17 protein-coding genes are annotated in these 19,713 nt (G+C 62.4%); 13 read left to right on the top strand and 4 right to left on the bottom strand.

Annotation, left to right across the window (positions count from 1 at the left end; genetic code table 11):
• Positions 1-46: 46 nt before the first annotated feature.
• Positions 47-622, bottom strand: coding sequence for a hypothetical protein (locus ACT7DK_RS00425; RefSeq protein WP_445395233.1), 576 nt, complete (start codon positions 620-622; stop codon positions 47-49).
• 241 nt (positions 623-863) lie between these two features.
• Positions 864-1,511 (bottom strand): isoprenoid biosynthesis glyoxalase ElbB, encoded by a 648-nt coding sequence (gene elbB, locus ACT7DK_RS00430; RefSeq protein ID WP_445395235.1) that lies wholly within the window; start codon positions 1,509-1,511, stop codon positions 864-866.
• A gap of 311 nt (positions 1,512-1,822) precedes the next feature.
• Between elbB and polA the strand changes: the two genes are divergently transcribed.
• The 9 genes from polA to mnhG all read left to right on the top strand — a co-directional run bounded on the left by polA (position 1,823) and on the right by mnhG (position 11,875).
• Complete coding sequence (gene polA / locus ACT7DK_RS00435; RefSeq protein WP_445395237.1) at positions 1,823-4,564, top strand: DNA polymerase I; 2,742 nt, start codon at positions 1,823-1,825, stop codon at positions 4,562-4,564.
• A 485-nt stretch (positions 4,565-5,049) separates the two neighbouring features.
• Positions 5,050-5,880, top strand: a complete 831-nt coding sequence (gene thiD, locus ACT7DK_RS00440; protein ID WP_445395239.1) for a bifunctional hydroxymethylpyrimidine kinase/phosphomethylpyrimidine kinase — start codon at positions 5,050-5,052, stop codon at positions 5,878-5,880.
• Between the two features lie 294 nt (positions 5,881-6,174).
• Positions 6,175-8,472 carry a putative monovalent cation/H+ antiporter subunit A gene (locus tag ACT7DK_RS00445; RefSeq protein ID WP_445395241.1) on the top strand — a complete coding sequence of 766 codons (2,298 nt, stop codon included), beginning with the start codon at positions 6,175-6,177 and terminating at the stop codon, positions 8,470-8,472.
• Positions 8,469-8,912: a Na+/H+ antiporter subunit B gene (locus ACT7DK_RS00450; RefSeq protein ID WP_445395243.1), complete on the top strand. Its 444-nt coding sequence runs from the start codon at positions 8,469-8,471 to the stop codon at positions 8,910-8,912. The genes ACT7DK_RS00445 and ACT7DK_RS00450 overlap by 4 nt, the downstream gene beginning before the upstream one ends.
• On the top strand, positions 8,912-9,259 hold the full coding sequence (locus ACT7DK_RS00455; RefSeq protein ID WP_445395245.1) for a Na+/H+ antiporter subunit C: 348 nt from the start codon (positions 8,912-8,914) through the stop codon (positions 9,257-9,259). The genes ACT7DK_RS00450 and ACT7DK_RS00455 overlap by 1 nt, the downstream gene beginning before the upstream one ends.
• Entirely contained in the window at positions 9,256-10,758 is a 1,503-nt protein-coding gene (locus ACT7DK_RS00460) for a Na+/H+ antiporter subunit D (RefSeq protein ID WP_445395247.1), read from the top strand. The genes ACT7DK_RS00455 and ACT7DK_RS00460 overlap by 4 nt, the downstream gene beginning before the upstream one ends.
• A complete protein-coding gene (locus ACT7DK_RS00465; RefSeq protein WP_445395249.1) occupies positions 10,755-11,228 on the top strand; it encodes a Na+/H+ antiporter subunit E in 474 nt (157 codons plus the stop codon). Before ACT7DK_RS00460 ends, ACT7DK_RS00465 begins: the two co-directional genes overlap by 4 nt.
• A gap of 4 nt (positions 11,229-11,232) precedes the next feature.
• Entirely contained in the window at positions 11,233-11,508 is a 276-nt protein-coding gene (locus ACT7DK_RS00470) for a cation:proton antiporter (RefSeq protein ID WP_106729725.1), read from the top strand.
• Complete coding sequence (gene mnhG, locus ACT7DK_RS00475) at positions 11,498-11,875, top strand: monovalent cation/H(+) antiporter subunit G (protein WP_210433629.1); 378 nt, start codon at positions 11,498-11,500, stop codon at positions 11,873-11,875. The genes ACT7DK_RS00470 and mnhG overlap by 11 nt, the downstream gene beginning before the upstream one ends.
• Positions 11,876-11,917: 42 nt before the next feature.
• Here the strand turns inward: mnhG and ACT7DK_RS00480 are convergent, their stop codons facing one another.
• Positions 11,918-13,066 carry a response regulator gene (locus tag ACT7DK_RS00480; RefSeq protein WP_445395252.1) on the bottom strand — a complete coding sequence of 383 codons (1,149 nt, stop codon included), beginning with the start codon at positions 13,064-13,066 and terminating at the stop codon, positions 11,918-11,920.
• Between the two features lie 224 nt (positions 13,067-13,290).
• Positions 13,291-14,292, bottom strand: a complete 1,002-nt coding sequence (locus ACT7DK_RS00485) for a 4-hydroxyproline epimerase (RefSeq protein ID WP_445395254.1) — start codon at positions 14,290-14,292, stop codon at positions 13,291-13,293.
• A 137-nt stretch (positions 14,293-14,429) separates the two neighbouring features.
• Here ACT7DK_RS00485 and ACT7DK_RS00490 point away from each other — a divergent pair, with 137 nt between their 5' ends.
• The 4 genes from ACT7DK_RS00490 to ACT7DK_RS00505 all read left to right on the top strand — a co-directional run bounded on the left by ACT7DK_RS00490 (position 14,430) and on the right by ACT7DK_RS00505 (position 19,672).
• Complete coding sequence (locus ACT7DK_RS00490) at positions 14,430-15,740, top strand: NAD(P)/FAD-dependent oxidoreductase (protein ID WP_445395256.1); 1,311 nt, start codon at positions 14,430-14,432, stop codon at positions 15,738-15,740.
• 30 nt (positions 15,741-15,770) lie between these two features.
• The gene (nhaC, locus tag ACT7DK_RS00495) at positions 15,771-17,234 is read left to right on the top strand and encodes a Na+/H+ antiporter NhaC (protein ID WP_445395258.1); all 1,464 of its coding nucleotides are present in this window, start codon (positions 15,771-15,773) and stop codon (positions 17,232-17,234) included.
• Between the two features lie 67 nt (positions 17,235-17,301).
• Positions 17,302-18,177: a dihydrodipicolinate synthase family protein gene (locus ACT7DK_RS00500; protein WP_445395260.1), complete on the top strand. Its 876-nt coding sequence runs from the start codon at positions 17,302-17,304 to the stop codon at positions 18,175-18,177.
• Positions 18,178-18,187: 10 nt separating this feature from the next.
• Entirely contained in the window at positions 18,188-19,672 is a 1,485-nt protein-coding gene (locus ACT7DK_RS00505; RefSeq protein WP_445395262.1) for an aldehyde dehydrogenase, read from the top strand.
• Positions 19,673-19,713 lie beyond the last annotated feature (41 nt).

Here is a 19,713-nt window from a genome sequence, read left to right on the forward strand (position 1 = left end):
TCTGCGTGTGGGACCCGGTCGATGTAGCTCTATTAGGATCAGTTATTTAGAACTTGGCCACTGCTTCTAAATTGAGGGCTTCGGCGTAGGCGTTGAGCTCCTCTTCGGATATCCCCCGACCGCCGAGCTGGATCAGGGTGGTATTGGCAATCAGCATCTGCAGCTCCCGGTTGTCGCCTTCCTCCTTGACCATGGCGGTATGGCCCTGGATGCGTTTGACCTTGTAGCCGCCCATGGCCGCCATGCTGGGGTTGGTAAACAGCACGGCCATGGTTTGCAGCAGGGGAGAATCCTTGGTGATGGTGATGTCCAGGCTGGCGCCGTTCTTGCTGTAGCGGCGGGAGGCATTGATGCCGCCACCGAAAAAGGCGGCCGAACCGGCCTGGGTATCGACCTTGTCCGCCTGCCAGCCGGCCAGTGGTTCCGGGAACAGGGTGCCGAGCTCACCGGCCTGCTGCTGCCGGATCAGGGTGGCCACATAGTCAAACTGTGCCGCTGCCTGTGACAGCTCTCCCGCCTGGTAGGCCCGTTGTCCCTCGTCGATGGCCTGCTGAATCTCCCCGTCGTCGGCCTGCAGTGCCAGGGGGAACAAGAGCCCCGCCAGTATCCATTTCATGCCCATACAGTCGCCTCCTTGACCTGATGATACCCAGTGTAGCCAAGGACAACGTCAGGCTTCCCGAAGAAAGACAGAAAAAAGCGAGAAATTTGTTTGCAATTATAAATGATAACGATTATCGTTAACTTGCTTTCTGAAGATGACTTCCACTTCTGCTAGGTGTAGGTGAAGACAGCTTGCGAAGGCACGACATTGCTCACATTGCTTCCAGAGTTTTCAGGCCGGCGTTATGCCGGCCCTTTTTTTACATCTCCAGCAGGCGCTTCACCAGCTTGCCGATGCCGGTATCCGCTTCGGCGATGTGCTCGGCCAGCATGTAGGCGGGGGTGGAGAGCACCTTGTAGTGGCTGTCTTCCACCACGTCGGTCACGGCGCAACCGATGTGCTCGCCGCCCATGGCGGAGAAGGCCCCGGCCACGCCCGCATCCGTGCCTATGGTGCCCTTGACCCCGGCCGGATAGGCGTGGGGGATCAGCACCGGGGCGATGCAGCAGTAGCCGGCGGGCTTGCGGGCGGTGGCGAAGGCCTTGCAGGCGGCCAGCACCCCGGCGTCCACCCTGGCGTCGGGCCCCTTGAAGGCGAAGTCACACAGGTTCTTGGCAACGCCGAAGCCGCCGGGCAGCAACAGGGCGTCGAAGTCGGCGGCCTTCAGCTCGGACAGGGGCTTGATCTGGCCCCGGGCGATGCGGGCGGCTTCCTCCAGCACGTTGCGGCTGCCGGCCTGCTCCTCGCCGGTGAGGTGGTTCACCACATGATGCTGGGGCTTGTCGGGAGCGAAGCACTGGTAGCGGGCACCGTGGCGGGACAGGTGCAGCAGGCACAGCACGGCTTCGTGGATTTCCGCGCCGTCATAGACGCCGCAGCCGCTCAAGATAACGGCAACTTTTTTCATATGGCTCTCCTTTTGTCGGCTTTCAAAAGTGTGATCCAGCCCCGGGTGATCCCCCGGAACTGTGCTAGCATTAATTCCGGTCAACAATTGCGCAGATCTTCTTTGCTGCCGATTTTCCACATCCCAAGATCACTTATCAAGATCCCTATGTAAATTATAAGTCACTGATAAATATATTTTATTTTATTTCGCTCAGATCCGCTCACGATCCCTCTTTCACAGAGTTATCCACAGCTCGGCCGGGCTCCGTCGTGGTGTCCCCGGCCCTGCTGTGGCATGCTAGCGGCCAACGTACCAACGAGAAAGACACCATGGTTGCCATTCCTGCCAAACCCCTGATCCTGGTCGATGGATCCTCCTATCTGTACCGTGCCTATTTCGCCTCCCAGCAGGCCGATCTGCGCACCAGCGACGGCCGGCCCACCGGCGCCATCCGGGTGGTGACCAACATGCTGCGCAGCCTGCACAAGCAGTTCCCCGAGTCCCGGGTGGCGGTGGTGTTCGACGCCAAGGGCAAGACCTTCCGCAACGACATGTACGCCGACTACAAGGCGCACCGGCCGCCCATGCCCGACGATCTGCGCAGCCAGGTGGAGCCCATCCACGCCATTATCCGCGCCATGGGCCTGCCGCTGCTGATCGAGGACGGGGTGGAGGCGGACGACGTCATCGGCACCCTGGCGCGCCAGGCCACCGAGCAGCGGCTGGACGTGGTGATCAGCACCGGCGACAAGGACATGGCCCAGCTGGTGTCGGATCACGTGCTGCTGATGGACACCATGAAGAACAGTTTCATGGATCGGGACGGGGTGATCGAGAAGTTCGGGGTGCCGCCGGAGCGGATCGTGGATCTGCTGGCCCTGGTGGGCGACAAGGTGGACAACATCCCCGGCATGCCGGGAGTGGGCGAGAAGACCGCCCTGGCGCTGCTGCAGGGGCTGGGCTCCATCGAGGACATCGCCGCCAGCCCGGAGCGGATCGCGTCCTTGGGTTTCCGCGGCGCCAAGACCTTCGCCGCCAAGTTTCTCGAGCACCAGGAGATGGTGCGCTTGTCCCGGGAGCTGGCCACCATCAAGACCGACGTGGCGCTGGAGTTCGGCCCCGCCGAGTTGCAGCCGGGCGAGCCGGATCAGGAGGCCCTGGCAGTCCTCTACCGGGAGTACGAGTTCAAGACCCTGCTGGAAGAGCTGGAGCGGGGGGAAGGAGAGGCCGAGTCCGCCGAGCCGGCGGCGTCGGCCCCGGAGACCGACTACCAGCTGGTGCTGGAGCAGGCCGCGCTGGAGGCCTGGATCGAGCGGCTGCAGGCGGCGCCCTATTTCGCCTTCGATACCGAGACCACCAGCCTCAACTACCGGGATGCACGGGTGGTGGGCGTGTCCTTCGCGGTGGAGCCGGGCCGGGCCGCATATGTCCCCTTCGGACACGACTACCTGGACGTGCCGGCGCAGCTGAGCGAGGCGGCGGTGCTGGGGGCGCTCAAGCCGCTGCTGGAGGACGAGCAAAAGGTCAAGCTGGGGCAGAATCTCAAGTACGACATCAATGTGCTGAAGAACCACGGCATAGCACTGAAGGGCGCCCTGCTCGATACCATGCTCGAATCCTACGTGCTCAACTCGGTGCAGACCCGGCACGACATGGACAGCATGGCGGCCTTCTTCCTCAACCAGGATACCATTTCCTTCGAGTCCATCGCCGGCAAGGGCGCCAGGCAGCTCACCTTCAACCAGATCCCGCTGGAGCAGGCGGGGCCCTATGCGGCGGAAGACGCCGACGTGACCCTGCGGCTGCACCACCACCTGGCGCCGAAGCTGGCGGCCGAGCCGGAGCTGCAGCGGGTGTTCGAGACCATCGAGATGCCGCTGGTGCCGATACTGGCGCGCATGGAATACACCGGGGTGCGCATCGACAGCCAACTGCTGGCCATCCAGAGCGACGAGATCGCCAAGCGGCTCAAGGAGCTGGAGCAGGAGGCCCATACGCTTGCCGGCGAGCCCTTCAACCTGAGCTCCACCAAGCAGCTGGGCGAGATCCTGTTCAACAAGCTCGAGCTGCCGGTACTGAAGAAGACCCCCAAGGGGGCGCCGTCCACCGCCGAGGAGGTGCTGCTGGAGCTGGCGCTGGACTACCCGCTGCCCAAACTGCTGATGGAGCACCGGGGCTTAAGCAAGCTCAAGTCCACCTATACCGACAAGCTGCCGCTGATGGTCAACGAGCACAGCGGCCGCATCCACACCTCCTACCACCAGGCCAACGCCGCCACCGGCCGGCTGTCGTCCTCCGATCCCAACCTGCAGAACATCCCCATCCGCACCCCGGAAGGGCGGCGCATCCGCCAGGCCTTCGTGGCCGAGCCCGGCTACCGGCTGGTGGCGGCGGACTACTCCCAGATCGAGCTGCGCATCATGGCGCACCTGTCCCGGGATCAGGGCCTGCTCGACGCCTTCGCCAGGGGGCTGGATATCCACAAGGCCACCGCCGCCGAGGTGTTCGGGGTGGCGGTGGAGCAGGTGACCGGCGAGCAGCGGCGCCGGGCCAAGGCCATCAACTTCGGCCTGATCTACGGCATGAGCGCCTTCGGACTGTCGCGCCAGCTGGGCATTCCCCGGGCCGAGTCCCAGGCCTACATGGACATCTACTTCGAGCGCTACCCGGGGGTGCTGCGCTACATGGAGGAGACCCGGGAGCAGGCCGCCGAGCGGGGCTATGTGTCCACCCTGTTCGGCCGCCGCCTCTACCTGCCCGAGATCAATGCCAAGAACGGCGCCCGCCGCAAGGGTGCCGAGCGGGCCGCCATCAATGCCCCCATGCAGGGCACCGCCGCCGACATCATCAAGCAGGCGATGATCCGGGTGGACGCCTGGATCGCCGGACTGCCGGCGGACGAGGTGCGCATGCTGATGCAGGTGCACGACGAACTGGTGTTCGAGATCCGCGAGGACAAGGTGGACGCCTACAAGGACGAAATCCGCGCCCTGATGGAGCAGGCGGCGACCCTGGACGTGCCGCTGCTGGTGGAGGCCGGGGTGGGCGAGAACTGGGATCAGGCTCACTAAAATGATGGCTGACCAACAAAAATGTAAATATATTACGAAAGGTGCTTTTTTTATCCGCTCAGCTGTTGTACAGTTGCCGGCGTAGGGTACAGAGGTAAGGCGTTATGTCTTACAGACCTTTTATTTCACGTAATTGAATATGGCTGGCTAGGCCGCCCCTGGGCATTCCCGGGGGCATTTTTTTGTCCGCGATCCGCCATCATCCTCATGCATCCCCTTTTTCGGGGTGCCGATGCCCGTCTCATCATTGTATACAAGCAAACGTTTTTATGTTGCTTAATTACGTTATCCGTCCCGTTTTTTCTTGGCCTGCTGCGGCTGGTATTTGCCGGTGCCCGTCGCTATTATCGGTCGGAGTCAGTCGGGGAGCTCCGGAGCCGAGACGGCATTGCCGGACCCGCTGCACCTGTCAATGCTGGCGCAGGGAACCGGCGGGTGGCCAGGCCATGCCCGGGTCGCCCGCGCCACGGGAGGACCATAAGGACATGCACAGTACCAAGCCCGTCATTCTCACCATCGCCGGCTCCGACAGCGGCGGCGGTGCCGGCATCCAGGCCGACATCAAGGCGATCTCCGCCACCGGCGGCTACGCCTGCTCGGTGATCACCGCCCTCACCGCCCAGAACACCCGTGGCGTCAGCGCCGTGCATTCGGTGCCCCAATCGATGATCCGCGACCAGCTGGAGGCGGTGTTCGACGATCTGCCGGTGGCGGCGGTCAAGGTGGGCATGCTCGGTGACGACGCCACCATCCGCACCGTGGCCGAGGCACTGCGCCGTCACCGGCCGGCCCACCTGGTGGTGGATCCGGTGATGGTGAGTGCCAACGGCGATCCGTTGCTGGCCGAGGAGGCGGTGGCCGCGTTGCGCGACGAACTGCTGCCCTTGGCGGAGGTGATCACCCCCAACCTGCCCGAGGCGGCCCGCCTCGCCAATTGCGCCTTGCCGACCCGGCTGGCCGAGGTGGAGCCCCTGCTCGCCGGCCTGGCCGAGCTGGATTGCGCCGCCGTGCTGCTCAAGGGCGGTTTTTTGCAGCGGGAGCCGCGCAGCCCGGACTGGCTGCTGAGCGAGGGTGAGGTGCGCTGTTTCGATGCGCCCCGGGTGATGACCACCAATACTCACGGCACCGGCTGCACCCTGTCGGCGGCCCTGGCCTGCTACCTGGCCCAGGGGCTGGCCCTGGAGCTGGCGGTGGCGTCGGCCAAGCATTATATCGACAGGGCCATCGCCGCCGGTGCCGGGCTCCGGGTGGGCCATGGCCGGGGCCCGGTGGAGCATTTCTTCCGCGGCCTTGCCTCTGCCGAGGGCTCAGCCTGAAGCCGGTACCGGCGGCTTGTCGACTCGGCGTGGACTGGCTCAAATGGGTAAGGTTCAGGCTCGACAGGAAGGGCGAAAGCCGCGGCCCGCCCGGCCCCGGCCATCCCGCCTTTGCTTGCCTTTTGCCCGGGCGGCTTGTAGTATCGGTCGCCGTGAAAACCCAAAAATAATCAATTAACTTCTTGAAAGTTAATCCAAAAACTTTCTTACTATAGCCTGCGTACAGTGCCGTTTCTCCCCTCTTTTAGCTGATCCTGTCGCCTGGAAAAGGCATTGAAAGGAGGCGTTTTGCCTATGCTTGTCGCAGTTGTAGCGGGTTTTATCCTGGCCGCCCTGGTCCCCAGCCTGGCCCCCCTCGCCGGTCGCCGCATCGGCTGGGTCCTGGCCCTGTTGCCGGCCACGCTGTTCGGCTATTTCATCGGGTTCTGGCCCGAGGTCACCGGCGGCGAGGCGGTGCTGATCTCCTATTCCTGGATCCCCAGCCTCGATATCAGCCTCAACTTCCTGGTCGACGGCCTGAGCCTGATGTTTGCCCTGCTGATCAGCGGCATCGGCACCTTTATCCTGATCTACGCCGGCAGTTACCTCGAGGGCCATAAGGACATCCACAAGCTGCTGATGTACCTGCTGGCCTTCATGGCCTCCATGCTCGGCCTGGTGCTGTCCAATAACCTGGTTTCCCTGTTCGTGTTCTGGGAGCTGACCAGCATCACCTCCTACCTGCTGATCGGCTTCAACCACGAGCAGGAAAAGGCGCGCAAGGCGGCCCTGCAGGGGCTTATCGTTACCGTGGGCGGCGGCCTGGCGCTGATGACCGGGCTGATCCTGCTGGGCTACCTGGGCGGCAGCTTCGAGCTCAACGAATTGCTCGGCCAGGGCGAGGTGCTGCAGGGCCACCCCCTGTTCCTGCTCATGATGATCCTGATCCTGGCGGGCACCTTCACCAAGTCGGCCCAGACCCCCTTCCACTTCTGGCTGCCCAACGCCATGGCGGCGCCGACCCCGGTCAGCGCCTACCTGCACTCGGCTACCATGGTCAAGGCCGGGGTCTACCTGATGGCCCGGCTGCAACCGGCCATGGCCGGCAGCGAAGCCTGGCTCTACGCCCTGTCCCTGTTCGGCGGCGTCACCATGACGGTGGGGGCGGTGATGGCGGTGTGCAGCACCGACCTCAAGCGCATCCTGGCCTATTCCACCGTCATGGCCCTGGGCACCCTGACCATGCTGATCGGCATCGGCACCCCCTACGCGCTCAAGGCGGCCATGGTGTTCCTGCTGGCCCACGCCCTGTACAAGGGAGCGCTCTTTATGGCGGCCGGTACCCTGGACCACGAGACCGGCACCAAGGACGTGCGCGAGTTGGGCGGCCTGCGCGGCCTGATGCCCTGGACCGCCGCCTTCACCTGGGTGGCGGCCCTGGCCCTGGCGGGCATTCCGCCCCTGTTCGGCTTCATCGCCAAGGAGTTGATGTTCGAGGCGGCCCTGGGGGCGCCGGTGCTGTCCGGCCTGCTCACCGGCCTGGCGCTGATCACCGCCGTCTGCATAGTGGCGGCGACCGCCCTGGTGGCGGTAAAGCCCTTCTTCGGCGCCCTCCAGCCGACCCCGAAAAAGCCCCACGAAGCCCCCCTGGCCATGCGCCTGGGCTTCAGCGTGCTGGCCTCCCTCGGCCTGCTGCTGGGTTTGCTGCCGTTCCTGGCCGAGCCCCTGCTGCGGGCGGCGGTGTCCGCCGTGACCGGCACCCCCGTGCCCGATCTCGAACTGGCCCTGTGGCACGGCATCAACCTGCCGCTGCTGCTGAGTCTGACCGCCCTGGCGGCCGGTGCCCTGCTGTTCCGCCAGTGGATGCCGCTGCGCACGCGGCTGGCCGGCCTTGCCGCGCTGCCGGGCTATGGCCCGGAGCGGGGCTACGACAAGATGATGGACGGCCTGGTGCGGCTGGCCGGCTGGCAGACCCGGGTGCTGCAGAACGGCTACATGACCAACTACATCCTGACCATACTGCTCACCACCATAGCCCTGCTGGCCTACGCCTTCTGGAGCCGGGATGCCTTCGTCTACTCCCTGTCCTTCGAGGGAGTACGCTTCCATGAAGTCATCATCAGTATGCTGATGCTGGTGGCGGTGGTGTACGCCAGCGCCACCCACCTGCGGTTGGGCGCGGTGGCGGCCATAGGGGTGCTGGGGTTCGCCATGGCCATGATCTACGTCTTCTTCAGCGCCCCGGACCTGGCCATCACCCAGGTGTTGATTGAAACCCTGACCGTGATCCTGCTGGTGCTGGTGCTGTTCCGCCTGCCGGGCTTCCAGGATTTGTCCAGTCCCCGGGTGCGCTGGCGCGACGCCACGGTGGCGGGGACCTTCGGTATCCTGGTGGCCATGATGGTACTCACCGTCAACCAGTCGTCCCTGGGGGCCGGCATCAGCGACTACCTGGTGGCCAACAGTTACCCGGTGGCCCATGGCCGCAATATCGTCAACGTCATCCTGGTCGATTACCGGGCGTTGGATACCCTGGGCGAGATCTTCGTGTTGGCGCTGGCGGCCATAGGGGTGAACGCCATGATCCGCTTCCGCTGGGAGGACCAGAAATGAAAACCGAACTGAGATCGGACGCCTCGCTCATCCTGCAGACCGCGACCCGGCTGCTGGTGCCGTTGCTGCTGCTGTTTTCGGTGTTCCTGCTGCTGCGCGGCCACAACGAGCCGGGCGGTGGCTTTATCGCCGGCCTGGTGGCATCCAGCGCCTTCGCCCTGTACCTGTTCGCCTTCGACGCCAGCAGCACCAAGCGGCTGATGAAGGTGGAAAGCCAGCTGCTGATGGGCCTGGGCCTGCTGCTGGCCCTGTCGAGCGGCATGGTCGGCATGGTGCTGCACCATCAACCCTTTCTCTCCAGCCAGTGGTGGACCCTGTACGTGCCCGGCATCGGCGAGCTCAAGCTGAGCACGCCGCTGCTGTTCGACATCGGCGTCTACCTGGTGGTGATCGGGGTGGTGTCGACCATACTGCTGTCGCTGGCCAAAGTGGAGGAATAATGGAAAACCTGTTTGCCTTTGTGATCGGCGGCCTCTACGCCACCGCCCTGTTTATGATGCTCCGGCGCAGCATCGTCAAGCTGGTGATCGGCCTGATGATCCTCTCCAACGCCGCCAACCTGCTGATTTTCACCGGCGGCGGCCTGGTGCGGGGCGCGCCGCCGCTGATCCCGGAAGGCCTCTACCAGCCGGTGGGTCCCATCGCCGACCCGCTGCCCCAGGCGCTGATCCTGACGGCCATCGTCATCAGCTTCGGGGTGCTGGCCTTTGCCGTAGTACTGATCCACCGGGCCTATGAAGTCATAGGCGCCGATGACATGAACGAGATGAAGAGCACAGATTCGTGAACGCAGAAGTCATCATTCCCATCCTTATCCCCATGCTGGCCGGGGCCCTGACCCTGATCTGCTGGCGCTGGCGGCTGGTGCAGCGCTGGATTTCGGTCTTCTCCGGCGCCGCCCTGCTGGCGGCCGGCCTCTATCTGCTGGTGCAGGTACAGGAGCGGGGCATACTGGTCAGCACCATGGGCGCCTGGCCGGCTCCCTACGGCATCACCCTGGTGGCGGACCTGCTGAGCGTCATCATGGTGCTGGTGGCCGGCGTCATCGGCCTGGCGGTGGCGGTCTATTCCCTCGCCACCATGAGTCGCAACCACGAGGCCTTCGGCTACTACCCGCTGCTGCACCTGATGCTGTCCGGGGTGGTGGGCGCCTTCCTCACCGGTGACATCTTCAACCTCTACGTCTGGTTCGAGATCATGCTGGTGGCCTCCTTCGGCCTGCTGATCCTGGGAGGGGAACGCTCCCAGATGGAGGGAGCGCTCAAGTACGTGACCCTCAACCTGATCTCCTCGGCGCTGTTCCTCACCGCCGTGGGCCTGCTGTACGGCTACGCCGGCACCCTCAACATGGCGGATCTGGCGGTGCGCCTGGCCAACGGCAGCCAGCCCGGCCTGGTGACGGTGATCGCCATGCTGTTTCTGGTGGCCTTCGGCATCAAGGCGGCGGCCTTCCCGCTGTTCTTCTGGCTGCCGGCGTCCTACCACACGCCGCCGGTGGCGATTTCGGCGGTGTTTGCCGGCCTGCTCACCAAGGTGGGGGTCTATGCCCTGTACCGGGTGTTCAGCCTGATCTTCGTGCAGGATCTGGACTTCACCCACCAGACGGTACTGATGTGGATGGGCATCTTCACCATGCTCACCGGGGTGCTGGGGGCGGCGGCCCAGTTCGAGGTGCGCCGCATCCTCTCCTTCCATATCGTCAGCCAGATAGGCTACATGCTGGTGGGGCTGGCGCTGTTCACCCCCCTGGCCATCGCCGGCGGCGTTTTCTACATCTTTCACCACATCATCGTGAAGACCAACCTGTTCCTGATCAGCGGCGTCATGTACCGCTACCACGGCAGCTACGACCTGTCCCGGCTGGGCGGCCTGTACCGCTCGGCACCCTGGCTGGCGCTGCTGTTCCTGATACCGGCCATGTCGCTGGCGGGGTTGCCGCCGCTGTCGGGCTTTTTCGCCAAATACACGGTGATCAAGGCGGGCGTGCTGGCGGAGTCCTGGTTTATGGTGGCCATCGCCCTGATCGTGGGCCTGCTGACCCTGTATTCGATGATCAAGATTTGGGCCGAGGCCTTCTGGAAGGAACTGCCGGAGGATGCCAAGCCCCTGCGGGGCGGTTCGGATCCGCACCGCTACCTGCTCTACCTGCCGGTGCTGAGCCTGGCCCTGATCACCCTGGGGATAGGCTTCGGTGCCGAGTGGTTCGTGCAGTTGGCGATGGACACGGCGGCGCAGTTGCTGTCGCCGGCGCTGTATATTGAAGCGGTACTGGGGGGAAGCCAATGAGAGCCTTTGGTTGGAACATGCTGCTGGCCCTGTCCTGGGTCATCCTTTCCGGCACCTATACCATCAGCAACCTCTTTATCGGCATGGTGCTGAGCTACCTGGTGCTGGCCTACGTGGGGCGGGACAAGCCGATGTTCGCCCGCTACCTGGGCAAGCTGCCCAAGATAGTCAGCTTCGTGCTGTTCTTCATCTGGGATCTGATCAAGGCCAACGCCCGGGTAGCCTACGATGTGCTCACTCCCACCCACCTGATGCGGCCGGGGGTGATCGCCATTCCGCTGGATGTGAAGGATGACGGCGCCATCACCATGTTCGCCAACCTGATCACCGCCACCCCGGGATCGCTGGCGCTGGACGTGTCCAGCGACCGGAGGGTGCTCTATGTGCACCTGATGTACCTGGACGACGAGTCCCGCCAACTGGCGGAGTTCAAGGCCCTCGAGGCCCGTGTTATCGATTTGCTGGGATAAGCCTATGTTCGATCTTGCCCTTACCTTGTCTTTCGTGTTCCTGAGCCTGGGGCTGGTGCTGGCGACGGCCCGGCTGCTGCTCGGCCCGACCCTGCCGGATCGGGTGGTGGCGCTGGAGGTGATCGCCTCCATGACCGTCGGTTTTATCGTGCTCTACAGCGTGGCCTACGATACCCCGCAGTTTATCGACGTGGCCATCGTGCTGGCGCTGACGTCCTTTATGGCGGCGGTGGGCTTCGCCCGTTACCTGGAACGGGGAGGCCAGCGCGATGATGACTGAAATCATTACCAGCCTGTTCATGCTGCTCGGCTCCTTCCTGATGCTGCTGGCGGGGCTGGGCATCATCCGCATGCCGGACCTGCTGACCCGGATGCACGCCACCAGCAAGGCCGGCGCCCTGGGCGCCGGCCTGATGGCCTGCGGTTTTGCGGTGTATTTCCAGGAGGCGAGCGTGGTGGTGCGGGCGCTGGCGGTGGTGGTGTTCGTGATCATGACGGCGCCGGTGGCGGCACATGTGCTGGCCCGGGCCGGTTACTTCGTGGGCATCAAGCTGTGGGAAGGCACGGTGAAGGACGTGATCAAGGAACGCTACGATCTCAAGACCCACCAGCTCGGCAGCTCTTCGCGCAAGCGGGAAGAAGACTGAACAAGGGCAGGGGAGGCGGAATGCCTCCCCTGTTGCTTTATCTCAGGGGTGGAGGGACGGGCGCTGCCAGCGCTCCGGCTCCAGTCCTACCCGCCGCATCAGGCGCCGGACTTCATCCTGCTGCTGTTGCCCCGCTACCGTCATGGCCGCCAGGTACATCAGCAGGGGGCCCCGGTCTGTGCTGTTTTTCTTCAGCAGATGGACGGCGCCGATCAGTTCGCGCAGGGGCAGACGCCATTGTATCTTGACCCTGTTGCCGTAATCGGCGGCCCAGCGGCCCAGGCTGTCTTCTATCTGTTGCTCCGATAGCGTGCCCCCCTGCCGGATAAAATCCTGCAGGGTGCGGATCACACCCAGTTCGCCCACCCGGCTCAGCAACCCCGCCATATGGAAGGCGCCGCCCTCCAGCCCCAGGCTGATCGCCATGGCCCGGGCGATGGCGGCCACCTGCTCGGCCTGCTGCAGATAAAAGCTGGCGCGTTCGGCCAGGCGGGGATCGGTGAGGGAGCGGGAAATGTCCAGGGACAGGGCGAAGGCCTGGTTGAGCGCCATCTCCACGCCCATGGCGGTGATGGCGGCCTCCAGCTTGTCGATGGGCTTGCCGGCCCGGCCCAGGGAGGCGCTGTTGGCGATATCCAGCAGCCTGGCCGAGAGCGTGGCCTGGCCTCGCCAGTGCCGGGCCAGCTCGGCCGGAGACAGCTCCTGGCGCCGTTCCATCAGGGCCAGAACGTCCTCCTGCTCCAGATCCGTGGGTAGTCGTATGGTGCCCTCTGTCGCCTCGGCCAGGTGGCGGTCGAGGGAAGGCGGGACGGCGCGGCCGGAGGGGGCTTCCGTCTTCAGTAGGGGCTGGAGCCGCTGGTGCAGCAGGGCCACGTCGAAGGGCTTGGCGATAAAGCCGTTGATGCCGAGGCGGGCGGCGGCGAGCACCGTTTCCTTGTCGGAACGGGCGCTGATCATCAGTATGGGCAGGTGCTTGTCCTGGGTGCGGATGCGGCGGACCAGGGTCAGTCCCGGGCCGTCGGGCAGGCTCCATTCGCTGATCACCAGGGCCGGGGAATAACGGTGCCAGGCCTGGACGGCCTCTGCGATGGTGCCGCAGAGCTGCACCCCGAGGCCCGGTGCCAGCCCCATGACCACGGTTTCCAGCAGCTCCGCCGTGGGGGCATGGTGTTCAAGGATCAGTACGTTCATGGATGGTGTCGTATAACAAGTAGGGGACATTCCCTTGGCCCACGAGGCGTCGAGTATAGCGACTCGAGGGCAACGGCACTATACCCATAAGGCCAAAGAGGCGCCGGGCTGCATCCGTTGCGGCGGCTTGTGCAGTGGGATTTAACACTGCTTATGCGGATTTGTTTTTTCTTACGTGGCTCAGACCAACGGACATCTGGCAAAGTGATGTCCGTTGGTCTGGTTTATTTCACTTCAAAACCATAAGCGTAGGGATCTTCACTGTCGACCCAGATGGTGTTGTGGCCAGTGACTCGGGCCCACCCCTGGACGCTGGGCATGATGGCCGGATAGTCACCCACCCTGGCTTCGGTTTCCACCCGTCCGACAAACAGGCTGCCGATAATGCTTTCGTGGATAAACTCTTCTCCAACCGCGAGCCTGCCTCTGGCCACCCACTGTGCCATTCGGGCGCTGGTGCCTGTGCCGCAGGGGGATCTGTCGATCGCCCGGTCACCATAAAACACCGCATTGCGGGCATGGGCTCCCGGTTGCGTCGGCTGCCCCGTCCACATCACATGACTGGCACCGCGTACAGTTGAATCTAGCGGGTGGACGCAATCCACGACCTTGTTGATCGCCTCTCGCACCTTGGGTGAGTAATACAGCACCTGATCGGCGCTAAAGGCTTCCAACCCAGGGAAGTTGGCCTGGGGATCGACAATGGTGTAGTAGTTGCCGCCATAAGACACATCCACCGTCAACTCTCCCAAGCCTTCCACTTCTATTGTGATATCCCTGTGCGCCAGATAACTGGCGACATTATAGATACGAACTTTCTCCACCTTGTCGCCATTTTGTTGGTAGTCGATACGAATTTGCCCGGCGGGTACGTCGAGGATCAGCTGGCCCGGAGTTTTTGGCTTGAGCAGGCCGTGTTCGATGGCGCTGGTCACCGTGCCTATGGTGCCGTGGCCGCACATAGGCAGGCAGCCACTGGTCTCGATAAACAGGATGGAGGCGTCGGCCTGGGCGCTGCAGGGAGGGTAGAGGATGGAGCCCGACATCATCGAGTGTCCTCTGGGCTCGAACATCAGCGCCTGGCGGATCCAGTCATGGTGGGCCAGAAAATCTTGTCGTTTCTCGCTCATGGTTGCGCCTTGCAGGGCCGGGTATCCCCCTGCCACCAGCCGTACCGGATTGCCGCAAGTGTGTGCGTCTATACAGAAAAAAGTGCCTTCACGCATGGTTTATCTCTCCTTGTACTGTCATGGACTAATGAGATCCAGATCGGGTTTTTGAATATGAGTATTCAAGAACTCTGGCGTCCAGATATAAATTGTATATTTTATACAATCAAGGAATTTGGTGAAGGGATAGTCAGATGCAAGACCTGAATCACGATTTGGTGGTTATTGGTGGTGGAATTATCGGCGTTACCTGTGCCTGGCAACTGACCCAGGCGGGTTACAAGGTATTGCTGCTGGAGAAGGACGCAATCGGGCGGGGTGCCTCATTCGGCAATGCCGGCCATATCGCTACCGAGCAGGTCTTGCCGCTGGCTTCGCCTGCGGTGTTGCGGCAGCTACCACGCATGCTGCTGGATCCGCTGGGGCCCCTGCACCTGGACTGGCGCTACCTGCCCCGCATTGCGCCCTGGCTGTGTAGGCTGGTGGCCAACATGCGTCCTCAAACGCAGCGCACCAGCAGTGCCGGATTGCGTCTGTTGAATGAAGCAAGCCTGCCGGCCTGGCGGCAGCTGTTGCAATTGGCGGGATTAAGCCAACTACTGAAGGATGCTGGCTCTCTGCTGGTGTGTGAAAGCGACTCGGCGTTTGCCGAACTGCATCATCATCTTGAGGTACTGAGTAAAATCGGCGTCGAGGCCGAACCCTGGTCGACGTCTCGGTTGCACCAGCAGGTGAGCGGACTGGTGCCGACGGTCAAGGGCGGCCTGTTTTTCCCTGACACCGCTCATGTGACCGATCCCTATCGGCTGGTCAGACAGCTGTTTGAGCAGGCACAAGCCAAGGGGCTGGAGCAGCGGCGGGCCGAGGTACACGGCGGACGCTGGTTGGCCGATGGCATTGAGCTGCACACCAGCAGCGGACCTCTGTCTGCGAAACGGGTGCTGATTGCGGCCGGTGCCTGGGCTGCACCTCTGGTCAAGGATTTGACTGGCATCAGGGTGCCCCTGGATACCGAACGTGGCTATCACATGATGCTGCCGGGTGAGCTTGAACGGCTGCCGATGGCCGTCAGCTCCTTCGAGCGCAAATTCATCATGACCCCCATGTCGGGCGGATTACGCCTGGCGGGGACGGTAGAGTTCGCAGGCCTGCAACGAGCGCCTGACTATCGGCGGGCCTGGGGGCTGGTTCGCCATGCAAATGCTCTGTTTACGCAGCAGTTGGCTGTGCGGGACGCCACGCCCTGGATGGGATGTCGTCCCTCCCTGCCCGACTCACTGCCGGTCATCGACCGACTCGGCCCGCAAGGCCGGTTGTTGCTGGCCTTTGGCCATCATCATCTGGGACTGACGCAAGCGGCCATCACTGCCCAATTAATTCTGAGCCTGCTGTCGGGTAATGTTCCCGAGCTCAATCCAGTTCCCTTCCGTTTGGCACGGTTTGGAAAACTTCCACCCTCACATACCTTGCATAACACCGTTTGCCTGCCCGGTTCAGAGTCTTGACCGGATCAAGGCAACAACAGGAGAAAGTATATGGATATTACTCAGCAAACTCCGTCGGCCCGGGTGCGCCTGCCCAACAAGTTTGAAGTGTTGGGTCTGCTGGCAGCTTTTATCGGCGTCATGTATTTATTTCTGAACGTGTGGGCCCTGCCCATACAACTGGCACTGTTCGTGTCCTGGTTCCTGGTTATCGGGCTTGGTGTTCGTTTAGGGCTAGGCTATGAAACCATTCAGAAAGGCTTGTTGAAAGGGATCCACAACGGTATGGAAGCCGTGCTGGTGCTGATCACCGTGGGTGCGCTGATCGGCACCTGGATCGCCGGGGGCATAGTGCCCAGCATCATCTATTACGGCCTGTCGGTCATGAGCCCCAGCATCTTTCTGTTTGCGGCCTTTATTATCTGCGCCCTGACCTCGCTGGCCACAGGTACTTCCTTTGGTACCGCGGGTACCGCTGGTATTGCCATGATGGGCATAGGCTACAGCTTCGGCATTCCGATGCCACTGGTAGCCGGCGCGGTTATTTCCGGTGCCTATGTGGGTGACAAGCTGTCTCCCTTGTCCGACACCACGGTAATGACGGCATCCCTGTGTCGGGTTGATCTGATCGACCACATCAAGTCCATGTTGTATGTCAGTGCTCCTTCCGCTTTGATTGCCAGCCTGCTGTTCCTAGGGGTGGGCTACTTCTATGTTGACGGGGCCGTCGACACCAGCCGGGCAGATGCGGCCATGGTGGCCCTGGCCGAGCAGTTCAACATCAGCTGGTACCTGTTATTGCCGACGGTGGCGGTGATTACCCTGCTGGCTATGCGCAAGCCGTCCATTCCGGTGATCAGTTTCGGCGCTGTGCTGGGCATTGTCTGTGCCGTGCTGTTCCAGGATATGGCGGCGTTGGATGCGGTCAACACCGCCTATTTCGGCAATGCCATGAGTTCAGATGTCGACTTCCTCAACACCCTGCTGAATCGCGGCGGTATCGAGTCCATGTTCGGTGTTATCGCCCTGGTGCTGTTTGCGCTTGGACTGGGCGGACTGATGGATCGCATTGGTATTCTGACCGTTATCTGTAACGGTTTCCTGTCCTGGGCCAACAATGCCGGCAGACTGACCTTGTCGACCCTGCTGGGTGGTTTCTTCGGTAACTTCTTCGGTGGTGCGGCCTATGTGTCGCTGATCACCGCCAGCACCATCACCGAGAAAAACTATGACAAGCAGGGTATCGACCGTCGGGTACTGTCCCGTAACGCTGAGGCCGGCGGTACTGTGACCACGCCCATGGTGCCCTGGTCCGATGGTGGTGTCTTTATGGCCACCACCCTGGGAGTCAGCACCCTCAGCTATCTGCCGTTCCTCTGGTTCCATTTCCTGGTGCTGATCATTTCGCTGATTTACGGCTACGCCAACATTGCGGTCTGGCGCACCACTGCGACCAGCCCGCAGCCTGCCGCTGAATCCGAAGACAGCCTGGCGCTGGCAAAGGCGTCTTCATAACCCCTTTTTGTCGCTCGTTTTTTCGGGCCTGTGCTCAGGCCCTTTTATCACGATAAGGATATGCATAATGAAAATTGAAGGTGTAATGGTTCCGGTTGTTACTCCGTTCGCTCAGGACGGTCAGATCGATTACCCGGCGCTGACGGCGCTGCTGGCCCACCAACTGGACGCCGGCGTTACTGGTATCGTCGCCTGCGGCACCACTGGCGAGTATTACGCCCTGAGCCAGGCCGAGCGCCGTGAGCTGATGGCCTTTATCGCCAGGGAAGTGGGTGACAAGGCGCTGCTGGTCGCCGGTGTTAACGACACCCACTCGGCGGGATCCATTGCCAAGGCGCGGGAGGCGAAGGAGCTGGGCTATCAGGCGCTGATGCTGGCTCCCCCCATCTACTGTCTGCCGGAGCAGGACGAAATTATCGCCCATTACCAGACCGTGAGCCGCGAAGTGGACATGCCCATCATCATGTACAACTTCCCGGCCCGTTCCGGCGTGGAGATTGGCATCGAGGCGGTCAAGGTGCTGGCCCGGGATCCCAATATCGTCGGCATCAAGGAAAGCAGTGGCGATTTCACCCGTGCCATCACCCTGCTCAACCTGGGACTGGAAGACTTCGAAGTGGTCTGTGGTTCCGATGACCAGGGCGCCGATTACCTGTTCTGGGGCGCCCGCTCCTGGATCGGTGGTGGCGCCAACTATCTGGCCGCCGATCACGTCAACATGATCGAAGCGGCCAAGGCCGGCGACTGGCAGCAGGTAAGGAGCATCATGGCTCGCATCCTGCCTGTGCTGCAGAACATGGAATCCGGTGGCTATAACCAGAAGGCCAAGCTGGGCTGCGGCCATATCGGTTATCCGGTGGGTCCGGTCAGGGCGCCCCTGTATCCAGTGAGCCGGCAGGATGAAGAGGATTTTCTGGCCCTGCTGACCCAGGCGCTGAAATAAGGAGGCTGACATGTCAGTACAAGTGCAAAACGTCTTTGCCAGGGCCAGGCAGGGAGAACTGCGGGCCGAGGCCATCATCGTCGGTTATACCCCCGGTAATCAGACCCTGGAGACCCGGGATCCTTTTGATGAATCGGTTATTGGTCAGGTTGAAGCCTGTACCGAAGAGCAGGTGAACTTGGCGGTGGCTGCCGCCCGGGCCAGCTTTGAGCAGGGCGAGTGGCGCAAGCTGGCTCCGGCCGATCGCAAGCAACGGATGCAGGCCTGGATCGCGTTGCTGGAGCAACATCGGGAAGAGCTGGCGGCACTGGATTGTGTCGATGGCGGCAAGCCGATCACCGAATGTCTGAATACCGATATTCCGGAAACCATCAATACCCTGGCCTGGTACGCAGAAGCGGTAGACAAGGTATTCGGCAAGGTGGCGCCGACCGGGGATGACATCCTAGGGCTGGTGGTCAACGAGCCCATCGGTGTGGTGGCCGCCGTGCTGCCCTGGAACTTTCCGGCGCAGATGTTCGCCTGGAAGGTGGGGCCGGCTCTGGTGACCGGTAACTCGGTGATAGTGAAACCGGCCGAACAGACCTCCCTGAGTGCCTGGCGCATGGTGCAGCTGGCCCATCAGGCGGGGATCCCGGAGGGAGTACTGCAGCTGGTAACCGGGCTGGGTGAGCAGACCGGTATGCCGCTGGGCCTGCATCCGGATGTGGATATGGTGTCTTTCACCGGTTCGACCGAGGTTGGCCGTCTGTTTCTGCAGTACTCGGCCCAGAGCAACCTGAAAGAAGTGGTGCTGGAATGTGGTGGCAAGAGCCCGCAGCTGGTGTTCGATGACGTGGAAGATCTGGATGCCATCGTTGACGATGTGCTGGCGGCGGCCTTTTGGAACATGGGTGAAAACTGCAGTTGCGGATCCCGCCTGCTGGTGCAGAAGGGCATCAAGGAGCCCCTGCTGGACAAGCTGTGTTCCCGTTTGTCCGGCTGGAAGCTGGGTGATCCCAAGGACGCGGATACCAAGGTTGGCCCCATGGTAGAGCCGGTTCACTTCAGCAAGGTGAAGGCCATGGTTGAGCAGGCCAGAGAGCAGGGGGCCCGGTTGCGTTACGGCGGCAATACCCCCGACCTGGGGGCCGGCCTGTTTGTGGAGCCGACCATTTTCGATGACGTCCGGTCTGACATGACCCTGTTCCGGGACGAGGTGTTCGGCCCGGTACTGGCGGTAACCGAATTCACCAGCGAAGAAGAGGCGGTGTCGTTGGCCAACCAGACCCAGTACGGCCTGGCCGCCTCCCTCTATACCAGCAATATTGGGCGGGCCCATCGGGTTTCCCGGGCGTTGAAGGCGGGCACCGTTTCCATCAACTGCTTCAGCGAAGGTGATATTACCACCCCCTTCGGCGGTTACGGTCAGTCCGGTTTTGGCGGTAGAGACAATGGCCTGGAGGCCATGGAGCAATATCTGCAAAAGAAAACCATCTGGTATAACCAGAAGTGAATACATAATTAACAGCGTGGTGCCAATACAAACTGGCACCA

Source organism: Zobellella sp. An-6, assembly GCF_052487945.1.